Here is a 14,770-nt window from a genome sequence, read left to right as displayed (position 1 = left end):
TCCTACAGGGCATGCGGATTGGTTTTTGGGGTGGCTTATTCCTTTTGTTGTTGAATTTTCCGGCTTGGGCCCAACAATCGTATTTGGAAGGGGTGGTGCAGGATGCCCAGCAAAAACCATTGGTGGGCGCCACCATCAGCCTGCAAGAAAGTGGAATATCAATTGCCTCTGATGCCCGCGGTAGGTTTACGTTTAAGATTGAAGCAAATGCCAGGTATAGGTTAACAATCAGTTATATAGGGTATAAAACAAAGCGTGAAGAAATTCAGCTTTTACCCAATGAAACTCGGTTCATGACGGTGGAACTGGAGGAGGAAAACAGCCAGCTAACAGAAGTTAAAATTAGAGGCAGGAACCCTAACGACACCCGTGAACAGGTAAGTATTACCCGGCTAGATCCCCGCCTGACGCAAACTCTGCCATCGCCTTTTCAGGAATTCAATAAAATCATGCTGACGCTTCCCGGCGTGACCAGCAACAATGAACTTTCCTCCAGTTACTCAGTGAGGGGCGGAAGCTTTGACGAGAACTTAGTGTACGTTAACAGTATTGAGGTGTACCGGCCTTTTCTGAATATCAGCGGACAGCAGGAGGGACTCAGTTTCGTGAACCCTGATCTGGTGGAGGATGTCACTTTCTCCTCAGGTGGTTGGCAGCCCAAGTACGGCGATAAGCTTTCCTCCGTTTTAGACATCCAATACCGGAATCCTACTAAATTCGCGGCTTCTGTGTCTGGAAGCTTAACCGGCGGATCAGTTCATACCGAAGGCACGGCGGCTAATGGAAGATTAGGGTTTTTGTTGGGGGCTCGTCATAAAACTGCAGCTTATGTGCTGAACAGCCTGGAAGTGCAGGGGGATTACCGTCCAAAGTTTTCCGATGTTCAGACTTACCTCACGTATGACTTGTCCTCTAAGGAGCATAGAGCCTCCGGCCAAGACCCTAATACCCAGCTAAGCTTCTTAGGCAATGTTGCCCACAACAATTACCAAGTACGGCCGGAAACCCGGGAAACTACCTTCGGTAACCAGTTTCAGATGATGCGCCTGTTGGTGGGCTATGACGGACAGGAGCAGATGCGATACACCACGTACCAAGGCGGTTTACGGTTGCAACACGATTTCACCTCCGAGCTTCGTACGGAGCTTATCTACTCTGGCTTGTACAACCAGGAAAGGGAGTTCCGAGATCTTGAATCGGGTTACCGTTTTTGCGATGCGCTACCCACTCCCGGAGTTTCGCCGTTTAACCGGTGCGCGGGAGAACGAGGCGTTGGTACCCGTTATGAGTATTCCCGTAATCGGCTAAGAGCCGCATTTCAAACCCTTGAGTTCAGAACCACCTGGACCCCTTCCTCTAAAAACCAATTCAGTGCGGGGGTAAAAGGCGGGCGGGAGAACATCAAGGATGTGATTCAGGAGTATTCGTTTCAGGACTCTTCTGACTATGTGTTTGACCTGAATACCCTCCAGAGCCAACATAATCTAACTTCCTGGCGCTATCAAGGCTTCGCACAGCACCAATGGAATATTGACACCCTGAAATCGCTGACCTATGGATTGCGGTTCCATTACTGGTCGGTGAACAAACAGCTAGCGGTTAGTCCCAGGGTACAGTATGCGGTGCAGTTTCCCCGTTTTCCAGATTTGTCGTTTAAACTGGCTTCCGGCTTGTACATTCAGGCGCCACTTTACCGCGAGTTACGTACTTCCCAAGGCAACCTCCTCACCAGTGTTTCTAACCAACAATCGTGGCATTTCATTACGGGTACAGAATACAGGTTTAAGAAATGGGGAAGGCCTTTCAAGTTAACCGCCGAGGCCTACTATAAATACCTTCCTTCAGTGATCCCTTATGACCAGGACAACATGCGCATCAGGTACCTGCCTGAGGTGAATGCCACAGCTTATGCCATGGGGGTGGATGTGCGGGTGAACGGTGAATTCATTAAAGGGGAAGAGTCATGGTTCAGTTTAGGGCTCTTGAGGACCAGGGAGAACTTAGTTGGAGATTCCACTATCATCAGAGACCCAGAAACCGGCCAAATACTTAACAAAGAAGCAAGAGGTTACCTCCGGCGCCCAACCGACCAACTCCTGAATGTAGGGGTGTTCTTTCAAGACCATTTGCCTAATAACCCCACCTTGCGGATGTACCTGAACATGGTGTTCAGTACCGGTTTACCCTTTAGTCCTTCCGGCAATTTGAGTTTAAGAAGCGGGTTCCCGGGACCCTCTTACAAACGCGTGGATATTGGGTTCTCCAAGTTGATTACCATCAGAGGAACGGAAAATAGTTCAGGATTCGGTTTGAAAAGTCTGTGGTTGAGCCTTGAAGTCTTGAACCTGATTGCCGCTAATAATGTGATCTCCTACAATTACGTCCGGGATTTCAACGGCATTACGTACGCTGTGCCGAACTACCTAACGGGTAGGTTGATCAACCTTCGTTTTATTGCCAAATTATAGAAACCAGCCTTAAAGCAGGGGAGATTAATTTGCTTCTTAGCCTTTACTGGTTCCTAAGGGAAAAGTGAACATGAAAAGAGAGGCCCTTCTTAAATGAAGGGCCTCTCTTTTTAAAGGGTTAAGACAAATAATATCTAGTGGACTGCAAAACGCTTTTCTTTCCAAAGAACAGCTGCATCTTCAATTTCAGTAGCGTAAGCTTGGTAAGACTCTATTGACTTCTTGCCTAATCGCTGGGCTTTTTTATTCAGTTCTAATGCTTCAGCGTATTCGTTTTTCTGAGCCAGTAATTTGGCCTTAAGCCAGGTGTTATAAAAATTCTCTTCAATGTTGATGGACTTATTGACCCAATCCAAGGCTTGCTGGTGGTCTGCATTCTGCTGGATGAGGTAATTAACAGCTTGGGCGTACACAGACCAGTCGGTGGGTTTAGCAGAAGAAAGTGAATCTTTGATAAGCTTCATGGTTTGGCTGTGCGCCTCTACTCTGATAGGAATTGCCAATTGTTTATTTGCCCAGTTCAACGTCAGCCTACCACTGTTTTGGGTAATGTCTTGCATCGAATACTGCAGAGTTTCATGAAAAGCTGATGCCTGTGGTCCAAAGGGAATTCGTACTAGATCTTGTTTAGGGTCATAGCCATCGGTACCCCAAAGGCCTTTTTGCTTATTTAAGATGAAGGTCCAATTGGTGGAATCAACAGGCAAAACAAAAAGGAGATAGGTTCCGGCAGGAATGTTTTCTTGGGCTATGCGCACTTCCGTGCTGAAAGTAATTGACGTAGCCTCATTTGCGCCTGCCCGCCACACTTTCCCGTAAGGCACTAATTTTCCCCAAATGTCACGGTTCTTTACCCCAGGAGCCCCGTAGTTAATAGTAACGTCGGTTACCCCGATGGTATAGGAAAGATTTGCCCTTGGACTTGCTTGTGGTAACTTAAGCAAAGTTTGGGCTTTAGAAGAAATGGATATAATAAGAAAAGCAATAGCTAGGAGGTATTTACGCATTCTTTAAATCTTGTTTTGGGCCTTTTTCTTTAATACCAGCTTAAATTAACACTTGTAAAAGCATTAATATATACTTTTACCGTTTTAATATTGTAAAATACAAATATCGCTGTTTTATATTCAGAAATCAAATCAAAATAAGGACCATTCCTGTTTGTTATTGAAGAGAACGTACTACCTTTGGCCAACATTATGAGCAGCACCTATAAAAATATTTCCCTTTCTAACGCCGCAATCGCGGTGCACGGGGTGCATTGCCATCTTTTCCATCATTCCTCTTAGGAGGAATTATAGCATCATATCGTCCGTTCGGGGCTGGGCCCCATATAAGTTGTCGCTTTTCTAAGAGATCCGCGATTCAGCTACTATCTTTGTTTTTCTTAACCACGCTTACCAAAGCAACCATACCTTATATGATCCGGTTAGCCATTCAAAAATCCGGGCGCCTTTCAGATGATTCTCTAAAACTCATCCGGGAGTGCGGCATTTCTTTCATCAGTGCTTCTTCCAAACTCAAAACCGAAGCCACCAATTTTCCCCTTGAAATCTTGTTCCTCCGCGATGACGACATTCCAGGCTACGTAGCCGACGGCGTGGCCGACATCGGCATTGTGGGCCAGAACGTGCTTGTAGAGGAAGGTCTGCAGGAATTATCCGTCAAAACCCTTGGTTTCAGCAAGTGTCGTCTTTCTTTAGCGGTTTCTAAAGGAGATACGTACACCGATGTCACTTCCTTGCAGGGTAAAAACATAGCCACCTCTTATCCTAACCTGCTGCAAGAGTTCTTAACTTCTAAAGGAGTTCAGGCCGACATTCATACCATTAGCGGTTCAGTAGAAATAGCGCCTAGTATTGGTTTAGCCGATGCAGTGTGTGACATTGTTTCTTCCGGGTCTACGCTTATCAGCAACGGTCTGCGCGAAGTAGAAACGGTTTTCAAATCAGAAGCAGTTCTGATAGCCAACCAAAACTTGGATGCTGAAAAGAACCGACTGTTGCAGCAACTGCTGTTCAGAATGGAAGCGGTGCAGAAAGCGCAAAAATCAAAATATGTGGTGCTGAATGCTCCCAACTCAGCTATACCGCAAATCAAGCCTTTGCTACCCGGCATTAAATCACCCACCATCATTCCTTTGGCAGAAGAAGGCTGGAGTTCATTACACTCTGTAGTAAATGAAGATGATTTCTGGGACATTATACAAAAGCTGAAAGAAGCCGGTGCCGAAGGCATTTTAGTGGTTCCTATTGAAAAGATGATTGGGTAAGATGAAAACCTATCTATATCCTAAACAAGAGGAATGGGGAGCCTTAACGCAGCGACCAGTACAAAAGTTGGACCAGTTGCGAGCAGGTGTGCAACAAACCTTTGACCTAGTACAGCAAAACGGAGATGCAGCCCTGATTGAGTTAGCCGAAAGGTTTGACAAAGCAACGCTGCAAAGTGTTTGGATAACCGAAGAAGAAGTAGCCGCTGCCATTCCGCAAGTTTCAGAAGAGCTAAAAGAAGCGATTGAGTTAGCATATAGCAACATAAAGCGTTTCCATGAAGCGCAGCGTGAACCGGTTCAGCAGGTGGAAACTATGGCAGGCGTTACCTGCTGGCGGAAATCAGTGGGTATTCAGAAGGTAGGTTTGTACATACCGGGTGGATCGGCACCGTTATTTTCTACGCTGCTTATGCTGGGTGTACCCGCTCAGATTGCTGGCTGCAGTGAAATCATTCTATCTACTCCGCCTAGTGCTGACGGTTCTATTAACGCTACCATTCTTTATACTGCTAATAGACTCGGCATTAAACGCATCTTGAAAGCAGGTGGAGCGCAGGCTATTGCCGCTATGGCTTTCGGGACGGAGACAGTTCCGGCCGTAGATAAGATTTTTGGTCCGGGTAACCAGTACGTAACCGCAGCTAAGCAAATGGTAACGCAAATGGGTGTTGCCATTGATATGCCAGCAGGTCCTTCGGAAGTGTTGGTGATTGCAGATGATTCTGCAGGTGCAGACTTCGTAGCCGCTGACTTACTTTCACAGGCGGAACACGGCCCAGACTCACAGGTTGTTTTTGTCACCAATTCTGAAAATCAACTTAAAAACGTACAAGCTGCCGTAGCAGACCAGGTATCAAAACTGCCTCGCCAAACGGTAGCAGAACAAGCGTTGAACAACAGTATTGGTGTAGTGGTCAAAACGTTGGACGAAGCATTGGCCTTCTCGAACCTGTATGCTCCAGAGCACTTGATTCTTTCTGTAGAGGCACCAGAAGTACTGGCTGAAGGAGTAACACAGGCTGGTTCAGTCTTCATGGGCCACTTTAGCCCAGAATCTGTAGGAGACTATGCTTCAGGTACTAACCATACCTTACCTACTAACGGATATGCCCGCAACTATAGCGGTGTATCTTTAGATAGCTTCGTGAAGAAGATCACGTTCCAGCAACTTACCCGTGAAGGATTAGAGCGCATTGGACCTGCCGTAGAAATTATGGCCGAAGCAGAAGGTTTGCACGCCCATAAGAATGCGGTGACCATTAGACTAGCCAAGAAATAACAGTACTGATTACCTGAACTAACAAACATGTTTTCAATAGATAATTTCATTCGTCCGCACCTGAAGTCACTGAAGCCGTATTCGTCGGCGCGTGATGAGTTTGAAGGCGAAGCCAGCGTCTATCTGGACGCAAACGAAAATAACCTGGGCAGCCTGGCTGGGGGAGTAGATTACAACCGTTACCCAGACCCTTATCAGAAAACCATCAAAGAAAAGCTGTCCAAGCTGAAAGGCATACGGCCAGAGCAAATCTTCATAGGTAACGGTTCAGACGAAGCCATCGACTTGTTGATGCGCCTTGTATGTGAGCCGGGTCGTGACGAGGTGTTGTTATTGCCACCTACTTACGGCATGTATGAGGTGAGTGCGAACATCCACAACATAGGTATACAGAGGGTACCGTTAGATGAGCGTTTTCAGCCTGTTTTTGAGAAAATAGCCGAAAAACAAACGGAGCGCACCAAGATTCTTTTCCTGTGCTCGCCTAATAACCCCACCGGAAATATTCTGGAGCCTGCCACGGTTGAAAAGCTTATCTGTACTTTCAATGGTTTGGTAGTAGTGGATGAAGCGTACATTGACTTCACCGATGTGCCTAGCTGGAGCACCCGTTTAGACGAGTTCCCGAACCTACTAGTCATGCAGACGCTTTCTAAAGCTTGGGGAATGGCCGGCCTACGTTTGGGAATGGCTTTCGCTTCGCCGGAAATCATTAGCTATTTGAATAAGATTAAGCCTCCTTACAACATCAACGTGGTGACGCAGGAGCTGGTAAGTGCTGCTTTAGATAAAACCGCACAACTAGAGGATATGCTGCAAGTTATCATCCAGGAGCGTACTCGTTTAGTTGAAGCCTTTGAAGCACTTCCGCTTATTGAAAAAGTGTATCCGTCAGATGCCAACTTTGTGCTGGTTCAGGTACCAAACGCTAATGAACTATATGCCTACTTATTAGAGCGTGGCGTAGTAGTTCGTAACCGTTCTACCCAACCGGGTTGTGCAAATTGCCTGCGCATTACCATTGGTACACCTGCTGAAAACGACAATCTTTTAGAATCACTGAACGCTTATTCCGCCCAGGAAGCCACTCTGTAAACCATGAAAAAAGTTTTATTTATAGACCGCGACGGTACTATTCTCCTGGAACCACCTACCGATTATCAGGTAGACTCATTTGAGAAGTTCTCTTTCTACCCAAAGGTCATCCGTAACCTCTACAAGATATTTACAGAGCTGAACTACGAGTTTGTGATGGTTACCAACCAGGACGGACTAGGCACAGATTCTTACCCTGAAGATACGTTTTGGCCATACCAGAACAAGATGCTGGAGATTTTGGAAGGCGAGGGCATTAAGTTCTCTCACATCCACATTGACCGCAGCTTTGAACACCAGAACAGTCCTAACCGTAAGCCACGCTTAGGCATGATGGGCCAGTACTTAACTGGTGAATACGATCTTGCTAATTCTTACGTAATCGGTGACCGCCTTACCGATGTTCAGATGGCAAAGAACCTTGGTTCTAAGAGCATTTTGTTACAGGATGTAGCCAATGAAGATGCTTCTTTCATCAGCACAGACTGGGACGAGATTTATAACTTTCTGCGTTTACCTGCTCGTAAAGCCACCATTCAGAGGAACACCAATGAGACGCAAATCAGTGTTGAAATCAACCTGGACGGCGAAGGTAAATCAGACATGCAGACGGGAGTTGGCTTCTTTGACCACATGCTGGACCAATTGGCTCGTCATTCAGGCGTAGATATGCGCATTCACGTGAAAGGCGATTTGCACATTGATGAGCACCATACCATTGAAGATACTGCTTTAGCTTTAGGCAAAGCCTTCGCACAGGCCATTGGCGACAAACGCGGCATTAATCGTTATGGCTTCCTTTTACCAATGGATGATGCCTTGGTACACGCTGCTATTGACTTCTCAGGTCGCCCTTGGTTGGTGTGGGATGCTAAATTCTCTCGCGAGAAAGTAGGAGACATGCCTACCGAGATGTTCATGCACTTCTTCAAATCCTTCTCAGACGCGTCAAAGTCTAACCTCAACATCAAGGCCGAAGGTGAGAACGAGCACCACAAAATTGAAGCTATCTTCAAAGCCGTTTCTAAGGCTATTAAGATGGCGTTGGTGCGCGACGTGAACAAAATGGAGATTCCAAGTACTAAGGGCGTTCTATAATGAAAATCGTCATAGTAGATTATAAAGCAGGTAACGTGCAGAGTGTGCTCTTCGCCTTGGAGCGTTTAGGTGCACAAGCCACGGTTACCTCTAATGCGGAAGAGATTCAGTCAGCTGATAAGGTGATTTTCCCGGGTGTAGGCGAGGCTTCTTCCGCTATGCGGGCGCTTAAGGTTAATAATCTTGACCAGCTGTTGCCTACTCTTACGCAACCATTTTTAGGGGTTTGCCTGGGCATGCAGCTGCTTTGTCAGCACTCTGAAGAAGGTGATACTGAAATGCTGGGCATTATTCCAGTACCTGTAAAGAAATTTGAGTCAGCTGTCAAAGTGCCGCACATGGGCTGGAACAATCTGCACCACCTGAAGAGCGATCTATTTACTGGTATACAAGAAGATGAGTACGCTTACTTCGTGCATAGCTTCTATGCACCGGTAACGGAACATACCATAGCACAGAGCTCTTATCCTGAGCCTTTCAGTGCCGCCTTGCAGTATAAAAACTTCTATGCGGTACAGTTTCATACTGAGAAAAGCGGCCCGGCGGGAGCGCACATTCTCCAGAACTTCTTAAATCTTTAAGCCATGGACATTATTCCGGCTATTGACCTAATTGGCGGCCAGTGCGTTCGCCTTACCGAGGGTGATTTTTCACAGCAGACTACGTACCACACAGATCCGGTAGAAGTAGCAAAACAGTTTGAAGGCCTCGGCTTACGTCGCTTACACTTAGTAGACTTAGACGGTGCTCGTGCCAAACAGCCCGTGAACCTTCCCGTCTTGGAACGTATTGCCAGCCAGACTAAGCTGCACATTGATTACGGTGGAGGACTGCAAAGTTCAGAAGCCATCCGTCAGGCGTTTGATGCGGGTGCAAAGCAAATCACCGCAGGAAGCATTGCTGTACGTGAGCCAGAAACGGTAGAAGCATGGCTGAAGGAGTACGGCGCTGACAGAATTATTATTGGTGCTGATTTTAAGGACAACCGTATTGCTATTAATGCCTGGGCGGAGCAAAGTGAATTAACACTGGAGTCGTTTTTGGCCTCTTTTGCTGAAATGGGCGGAAAAACGTTCATCTGCACAGATGTTAGCAAAGATGGCAAACTTCAAGGTTCTTCTATTGAGGTGTATCAGCGTTTACTGGAGCAGTTTCCTACCTTACAGTTCATTGCCAGCGGAGGCGTGACTACCATTGAAGAGGTTCGTCAGTTGCGTGAAGCTGGCTTACACGGCGCTATCATTGGCAAAGCCATCTATGAAGGCACCATATCTCTGGAGGAACTGGCGAAAGAATTAGTTTGATTAATCTAGAATTAGAAATTAAAAATTAGAAGGGTGGGAATAGAAGACCACAGGTGATTGTCTTGTGTCTTATGTCTTGCATCTAATATCTCATAAATGCTCACAAAACGAATTATTCCTTGCCTGGATATTAAGAACGGACGCACCGTAAAAGGCGTGCGCTTTGAAGATATCCGTGATGCTGGTGACCCGGTAGAATTAGCCTCTTTATATGCTAAACAAGGCGCAGATGAACTGGTGTTCCTGGACATCACCGCTACTAATGAGAAACGCAAAACTTTGCGCGAGTTGGTGCGGGAAATAGCCCGTTACATAGACATTCCATTCACCGTTGGCGGTGGTATTAGTGCCGTGGAAGACGTGGAGGTACTGTTGCAAAACGGCGCAGATAAAGTTTCTGTGAACTCATCGGCTATTCACCGACCAGAACTAATCACTGAATTGGCGAACCGTTTCGGAAGTCAGTGCGTGACCGTGGCCATTGACACTAAGGGTACACCTGAAGGTTGGAAAGTGTTCAGCAAGGCAGGAACGGTTGATACTGGTCTTTGGGCATTAGATTGGGCCAAAGAAGTAGTGGAGCGCGGGGCCGGAGAAATTCTGCTCACCTCCATGAGCAACGACGGCACCAAGAACGGTTTCGCCTTGGATATAACGGGTGAGATCTCCCGTAACGTAATTGTGCCGGTGATTGCTTCAGGCGGAGCTGGTAACCAGCAACACTTCTTAGATGTATTTGAAGTTGGGGCCGATGCAGCATTGGCAGCTAGTATCTTCCACTTCCAGGAAGTACCCATTCCCGGACTGAAACAATATTTAGCAGATAATAAAATAGACATTAGATACTAGACACTAGATGCTAGACTTCTTCTTTGCAATAAGAGTCTAACATCTAGTGTCTAGTATCTAGCATCACTATAAAGATGACCATAGATTTCAACAAAGGAGAGGGGCTGGTTCCAGCTATCATCCAGAATGCCACTACCGGAAAAGTTTTGATGTTAGGCTACATGAACGAGGAAGCATATCAGCAAACGCAAGCTACAGGTTTAGTAACCTTCTTCTCCCGCTCAAAGAACCGCCTCTGGACCAAAGGAGAAACCTCAGGTAATACGTTGCGAGTGGTGAAGATGGAACTGGATTGCGATCAGGATACTCTTCTAATTCTGGTTGATCCAGCTGGTCCGGCATGTCACCGCAATACAGAAACCTGCTTTGATGTGGAGGGCGACAGAGACTCCTATCACCTGAGAAGCTTTCAGAACTTCTCGCCAACTGAAAGAGCAATACAGTTCATCGCTAATCTGGAGCAAACCATTAAGGACCGTAGAAAGTACCCTATTGAAGGCTCCTATACCAATCACCTGTTCAACAAAGGCCTGAACAAAATGGCCCAGAAAGTAGGGGAAGAAGCGGTAGAGGTGGTCATTGATGCAGTTGCCGGAAACACCGAACCCATGAAAGGCGAAGCAGCTGACTTGATCTTCCACTTACTGGTGCTTTTAGAAGCTAGTGGGCTATCTTTGGCGGATGTTGTGCAGGTACTGGAAAGTCGTCATATGCCTCGAGGGTAGGGGTAAGTTTTAATTCCATTACCATGAACTTTAACGCAACCATTCTCATCGTCCCGGGTTTGGGAAATTCAGGTGAGCAGCATTGGCAATCGCTTTGGGAAAAGCAGTTTGGCTTCTCCAGAGTGCAGCAGCTGGATTGGGAAACACCGGTTTGTGCTGATTGGGTAGAATCTTTGGAGACCGCCGTTAACCAACACAATCCCAAAAACCTCATCCTGGTGGCACATAGCCTGGCCTGTATCACTATTGCGTTTTGGGCCGCTAAATACAAAAAGAGAATCAAAGGAGCCCTTTTGGTAGCACCCAGCGACACAGAAGCTGCTTCTTTTCCGGAAGGAACCACCGGGTTCACACCCATTCCGTTGCAAATACTGCCATTTCCTTCTGTGGTGGTGGCCAGTGATAACGATCCTTACATGGAACTAGGACGGGGGGAATACCTGGCAAAGCAGTGGGGCAGCAATTTCCAGAATATAGGAGCCGCAGGCCATATCAACGTAGCCGCAGGTTTCGGGGAGTGGCAACAAGGCCTGGCACTTCTCCAGCAACTTGAATTAGGTGTAGAATTTTAAAACTTAATTCTTTAGGTTAATAGCTTTTATTATTAAATATCAGATGGATTATGACACCTTTTGATGTGCTTCTTCAGCAAATTGCCTTCATTCACGAGATTGACAAGCTGAAATATATTACCCGCAAAACCCGCCTCTTCAACAGCAACCGCCACGAGAACGATGCGGAGCACAGTTGGCACCTGGCTATGATGGCGCTGGTTTTGGCCGAGCATTCCAACGAACCTGTGGATGTGCTCAAAGTGGTGAAGATGCTGCTGGTGCATGACTTGGTAGAGATTGACGCTGGAGACACGTTTTTGTTTGACACCGTCCTAAACCACTCCAACACTGAGGTGGAACGGAAAGCAGCCCAGCGGATTTTTGGTTTATTACCTCAAAAACAAGCCGAGGAGTTTCTGCACATCTGGGAAGAGTTTGAGGCAGGTGAAACGGCCGAGGCAAAGTTTGCCCGTACCATGGACCGCTTAGAGCCGCTTCTGCAGAATGTTTCCAACGAAGGCGGTACCTGGATGGAGTACAACGTGCCTTATGGTAGAGTGTTGGAGAAAACCATCGGACTTCAGAACGGCTCCCAAACCATTTGGGAATTCGCCAAAGCGCTCCTAGACAGCTCCGTGGAGAAAGGCATCCTTAAGAAAACAGTCTCTGAAGAATAGAAAATTAGCTTTAAAATAAAAGCAACTACACAAGCTTTCCTATAAAAGGGGTTACTTAATAGCAGTCCGCTTCAAAAAAGGCTTGTAAAGCTTCAGTTACTTTCTCCGGGGCTTCTTCCTGAACAAAGTGGCCGGTCTCTAGTTGAACAACTTTAGACAAGGGTAGCGTTTCTTGCCACTTTTCCAGAAAAGCTACTGGAATCAGTTTATCCTGTTTGCCCCAGATAATCAAGGTAGGACTATCCAGAAGCATGTCTCTCTGGGAGTAAAGCTTTTCAAAATATGCGGTTTCACCCGATAAAGCTTTGGCAAAATACCAGGTCCCAATCCGTTCTCTTCTATTGTTAAAAGGGCTTAGGTAGTGTTGATGTATTTCCTTAGTTAACTTATCTTTTGCATAAAAAGCCTTGGGTAGTAAAAATCTGGGCGAGAAATTCAGATTCACGTAGAGGAACTTCCCTAAACTACTCCCGAAGAACTTGCTCGCCTGCATCATGGACTTTTCCTGGGTAAGCGGCCACATCCATGAATTCATTACTACTAGGCCCGCTACTTTCTCCAGATTTCGTAGGGCTAAACCCAGGCCAATTGGTCCTCCAAAGTCATGCACTACCAAGGTCACTTTCTTTAATTTCAGATGCTCTACTAACTGCTCTAAGTTTTGGCTGTGTCCCTCCAGTGAATAGGAGAAGTTTGCGGGTTTATCAGAAAGGCCAAACCCAAGATGGTCAATTGCGATGCACCGGAAATTTCTGGAGAGCTCTTTAATTTGGTGGCGCCAGAGGAAAGACCAGGTGGGCGTACCGTGCACAAACAAGATGGGAGCACCTTGGCCTTCATCCACGTAATGAAGGTTTCCGCTGGGTGTAGGCAAACTGTTTTGTTTAAATAGGTATTCCTTTTGATCTAGCCAATTGGGAGTTTGCATAACGAGAAAAGGTTTATTGCCTTAGATGATTTCTGAGTTGGAGCAAGTAGGTATCCACTACAACTTGTAGCAAATAGTTGGGAAGCAATAAATAATGCTGCGCTATTCCGTCAAGGTTGGCAAACATGAGCACAGCATCGTTAGAAGGAGAGGTGGAGCCAGCTGCCTCCAAATTTTGGGTGAGTTGTTTCAGCTCCATTGCATTCTCCGTCTGAACTTCTTTTTCCAAGGTTTTCAGCACCTATGATTGCAATTTAAAACTAGGGTAAATCCGCCAAAATTTCCTGAGCTCTTCCACTAACTAGAAGGTAGTTCGGAAGTGATGCTCCAGGTACTGAAAAGGGGAAAGTCCCTCTGGTTTTTCAAAGGACTTTAAAATGTCTTGCTTTCCCCTCTCTAAAATCGCCTTCGAAAGTTCTTCTTTGCTTTCTTAGTAATTGTTTAGCAACCCCAAAGAGATACCCGCTTTTTGGGCAATCTGCCGGATGAAAGTACGGTTATCCCCGCTCTGCAAACAACGCTAAAGCAGAATCTTTTATGTTTTGAGAAGTTACTTATTTATGTAAACACCTTTTCGGTATTTTGATTGAACGTTTGTTCAATATACTATTCAGAGAAATAATTTCTAATTAAAAATCCCTTTAGGTCCTTGTTTCAGCAAACAAAGACCTAAAGGGATTCGAAGGAATGTATTTAAAGTTTATTAGAGCTTATTGATGCGGCTGTAAAATTTTGATTGATAGGACCCTCCAATAGGAATGTACTTGTCATGCATCAATACCGAATCATCTTCAATCAACTCAATCTTCTTGAGGTTGATGATGAAGGAGCGGTGAATACGCAAGAACTGTTCCTGAGGAAGTTTTTGGTCAATGGCGCTCATGGTGGTGTAGACAATGTGTTTTTTGTTGTCAGTGTTAATGACTACATAATCCCCACGGGCTTCTATGAAAGAGACATTGTTCAGGTTCAGTTTAATGATCTTGTTGTCTACTTTCACAAACAATTCATCAGAATGGGTAGTAGCAGAAGCATTTACTGGTACATGGTTTCCGTTTACACCTTCCAGTTTCTTGGTCGCATTCAATACGGCTTGGGTAAACCGGGTGAAGTCTACCGGTTTCAGCAGATAATCGGCTACCTGAAGTTCAAAAGCTTGTAGGGCGAAATCTTTGTGAGAAGTGATGAGGATGGTTTGCGGTTTCTGGGGTAGGGTCTTCAGCAATTCCATCCCGGTCATTTCTGGCATTTCCACATCCAGGAAGAGAAGATCTACGCCATCGTTCTTCAGCAGCCAGGCCAAGCCGTCTACGCTTGAACTGAAGACCTGTACCAACTCCAGGGTTGGAGTGGCTTTGATATGACGTTCCAGAATCATCCGGCTTAGTTCATCATCATCAATTATAACCGTGCGGAGGGGGGTATCCTTTTTCAAATTTCTCTCTTTATCAACTTAATGAATGTCAGCTTATCAAGTTCAAAGATATTAATCTAAACATAATATTTGTGTTTACATAT

The 14,770-nt window shown here is 45.9% G+C and carries 15 protein-coding genes; 11 read left to right on the top strand and 4 right to left on the bottom strand.

What is annotated here, in order from left to right:
• The first annotated feature begins 11 nt into the window (after nucleotides 1–11).
• A complete protein-coding gene (locus tag ACW9SV_RS12785) occupies nucleotides 12–2,468 on the top strand; it encodes a TonB-dependent receptor (protein ID WP_479557158.1) in 2,457 nt (818 codons plus the stop codon).
• A 134-nt stretch (nucleotides 2,469–2,602) separates the two neighbouring features.
• Here the strand turns inward: ACW9SV_RS12785 and ACW9SV_RS12780 are convergent, their stop codons facing one another.
• Nucleotides 2,603–3,412: a DUF2911 domain-containing protein gene (locus ACW9SV_RS12780; RefSeq protein WP_479557157.1), complete on the bottom strand. Its 810-nt coding sequence runs from the start codon at nucleotides 3,410–3,412 to the stop codon at nucleotides 2,603–2,605.
• Between the two features lie 476 nt (nucleotides 3,413–3,888).
• Here ACW9SV_RS12780 and hisG point away from each other — a divergent pair, with 476 nt between their 5' ends.
• The 10 genes from hisG (at nucleotide 3,889) to ACW9SV_RS12730 (ending at nucleotide 12,324) form a co-directional block, all read left to right on the top strand.
• Entirely contained in the window at nucleotides 3,889–4,740 is an 852-nt protein-coding gene (gene hisG / locus ACW9SV_RS12775) for an ATP phosphoribosyltransferase (RefSeq protein WP_479557156.1), read from the top strand.
• 1 nt (nucleotide 4,741) lies between these two features.
• Nucleotides 4,742–6,022 carry a histidinol dehydrogenase gene (gene hisD, locus ACW9SV_RS12770; RefSeq protein ID WP_479557155.1) on the top strand — a complete coding sequence of 427 codons (1,281 nt, stop codon included), beginning with the start codon at nucleotides 4,742–4,744 and terminating at the stop codon, nucleotides 6,020–6,022.
• A 27-nt stretch (nucleotides 6,023–6,049) separates the two neighbouring features.
• Entirely contained in the window at nucleotides 6,050–7,117 is a 1,068-nt protein-coding gene (hisC, locus tag ACW9SV_RS12765) for a histidinol-phosphate transaminase (protein WP_479557154.1), read from the top strand.
• 3 nt (nucleotides 7,118–7,120) lie between these two features.
• A complete protein-coding gene (hisB, locus tag ACW9SV_RS12760; RefSeq protein ID WP_479557153.1) occupies nucleotides 7,121–8,215 on the top strand; it encodes a bifunctional histidinol-phosphatase/imidazoleglycerol-phosphate dehydratase HisB in 1,095 nt (364 codons plus the stop codon).
• The gene (gene hisH, locus ACW9SV_RS12755) at nucleotides 8,215–8,796 is read left to right on the top strand and encodes an imidazole glycerol phosphate synthase subunit HisH (RefSeq protein ID WP_479557152.1); all 582 of its coding nucleotides are present in this window, start codon (nucleotides 8,215–8,217) and stop codon (nucleotides 8,794–8,796) included. The genes hisB and hisH overlap by 1 nt, the downstream gene beginning before the upstream one ends.
• Nucleotides 8,797–8,799: 3 nt before the next feature.
• Nucleotides 8,800–9,519 carry a 1-(5-phosphoribosyl)-5-[(5-phosphoribosylamino)methylideneamino]imidazole-4-carboxamide isomerase gene (gene hisA, locus ACW9SV_RS12750; protein ID WP_479557151.1) on the top strand — a complete coding sequence of 240 codons (720 nt, stop codon included), beginning with the start codon at nucleotides 8,800–8,802 and terminating at the stop codon, nucleotides 9,517–9,519.
• A 96-nt stretch (nucleotides 9,520–9,615) separates the two neighbouring features.
• Nucleotides 9,616–10,368, top strand: coding sequence for an imidazole glycerol phosphate synthase subunit HisF (gene hisF, locus ACW9SV_RS12745; RefSeq protein WP_479557150.1), 753 nt, complete (start codon nucleotides 9,616–9,618; stop codon nucleotides 10,366–10,368).
• A gap of 74 nt (nucleotides 10,369–10,442) precedes the next feature.
• A complete protein-coding gene (gene hisIE / locus ACW9SV_RS12740; protein WP_479557149.1) occupies nucleotides 10,443–11,093 on the top strand; it encodes a bifunctional phosphoribosyl-AMP cyclohydrolase/phosphoribosyl-ATP diphosphatase HisIE in 651 nt (216 codons plus the stop codon).
• 23 nt (nucleotides 11,094–11,116) lie between these two features.
• Nucleotides 11,117–11,665: an RBBP9/YdeN family alpha/beta hydrolase gene (locus ACW9SV_RS12735; RefSeq protein WP_479557148.1), complete on the top strand. Its 549-nt coding sequence runs from the start codon at nucleotides 11,117–11,119 to the stop codon at nucleotides 11,663–11,665.
• Between the two features lie 50 nt (nucleotides 11,666–11,715).
• Nucleotides 11,716–12,324 (top strand): HD domain-containing protein, encoded by a 609-nt coding sequence (locus tag ACW9SV_RS12730; RefSeq protein WP_479557147.1) that lies wholly within the window; start codon nucleotides 11,716–11,718, stop codon nucleotides 12,322–12,324.
• A gap of 55 nt (nucleotides 12,325–12,379) precedes the next feature.
• On the opposite strand, the gene ACW9SV_RS12725 is transcribed toward ACW9SV_RS12730, so the two are convergent.
• The 3 genes from ACW9SV_RS12725 to ACW9SV_RS12715 all read right to left on the bottom strand — a co-directional run bounded on the left by ACW9SV_RS12725 (nucleotide 12,380) and on the right by ACW9SV_RS12715 (nucleotide 14,687).
• On the bottom strand, nucleotides 12,380–13,252 hold the full coding sequence (locus ACW9SV_RS12725) for an alpha/beta fold hydrolase (RefSeq protein WP_479557146.1): 873 nt from the start codon (nucleotides 13,250–13,252) through the stop codon (nucleotides 12,380–12,382).
• Nucleotides 13,253–13,265: 13 nt separating this feature from the next.
• Entirely contained in the window at nucleotides 13,266–13,481 is a 216-nt protein-coding gene (locus tag ACW9SV_RS12720; RefSeq protein WP_479557145.1) for a hypothetical protein, read from the bottom strand.
• Between the two features lie 474 nt (nucleotides 13,482–13,955).
• Nucleotides 13,956–14,687 (bottom strand): LytR/AlgR family response regulator transcription factor, encoded by a 732-nt coding sequence (locus tag ACW9SV_RS12715; protein WP_479557144.1) that lies wholly within the window; start codon nucleotides 14,685–14,687, stop codon nucleotides 13,956–13,958.
• Between the last annotated feature and the right edge of the window lie 83 nt (nucleotides 14,688–14,770).

This window comes from Rufibacter sp. JT20002 (assembly GCF_056491185.1).
The sequence above is the reverse complement of the archived record's forward strand: the minus strand, read 5'-3'. Positions and strand labels throughout refer to the sequence as shown.

Bases quoted from the DNA above. Each gene is read 5' to 3' on its own strand.
- ACW9SV_RS12785 (WP_479557158.1), top strand. From the start codon at position 12: ATGCGGATTGGTTTTTGGGGTGGCTTATTCCTTTTGTTGTTGAATTTT.
- hisG (WP_479557156.1), top strand. From the start codon at position 3,889: ATGATCCGGTTAGCCATTCAAAAATCCGGGCGCCTTTCAGATGATTCT.
- hisD (WP_479557155.1), top strand. From the start codon at position 4,742: ATGAAAACCTATCTATATCCTAAACAAGAGGAATGGGGAGCCTTAACG.
- hisC (WP_479557154.1), top strand. From the start codon at position 6,050: ATGTTTTCAATAGATAATTTCATTCGTCCGCACCTGAAGTCACTGAAG.
- hisB (WP_479557153.1), top strand. From the start codon at position 7,121: ATGAAAAAAGTTTTATTTATAGACCGCGACGGTACTATTCTCCTGGAA.
- hisH (WP_479557152.1), top strand. From the start codon at position 8,215: ATGAAAATCGTCATAGTAGATTATAAAGCAGGTAACGTGCAGAGTGTG.
- hisA (WP_479557151.1), top strand. From the start codon at position 8,800: ATGGACATTATTCCGGCTATTGACCTAATTGGCGGCCAGTGCGTTCGC.
- hisF (WP_479557150.1), top strand. From the start codon at position 9,616: ATGCTCACAAAACGAATTATTCCTTGCCTGGATATTAAGAACGGACGC.
- hisIE (WP_479557149.1), top strand. From the start codon at position 10,443: ATGACCATAGATTTCAACAAAGGAGAGGGGCTGGTTCCAGCTATCATC.
- ACW9SV_RS12735 (WP_479557148.1), top strand. From the start codon at position 11,117: ATGAACTTTAACGCAACCATTCTCATCGTCCCGGGTTTGGGAAATTCA.
- ACW9SV_RS12730 (WP_479557147.1), top strand. From the start codon at position 11,716: ATGACACCTTTTGATGTGCTTCTTCAGCAAATTGCCTTCATTCACGAG.
- ACW9SV_RS12725 (WP_479557146.1), bottom strand. From the start codon at position 13,252: ATGCAAACTCCCAATTGGCTAGATCAAAAGGAATACCTATTTAAACAA.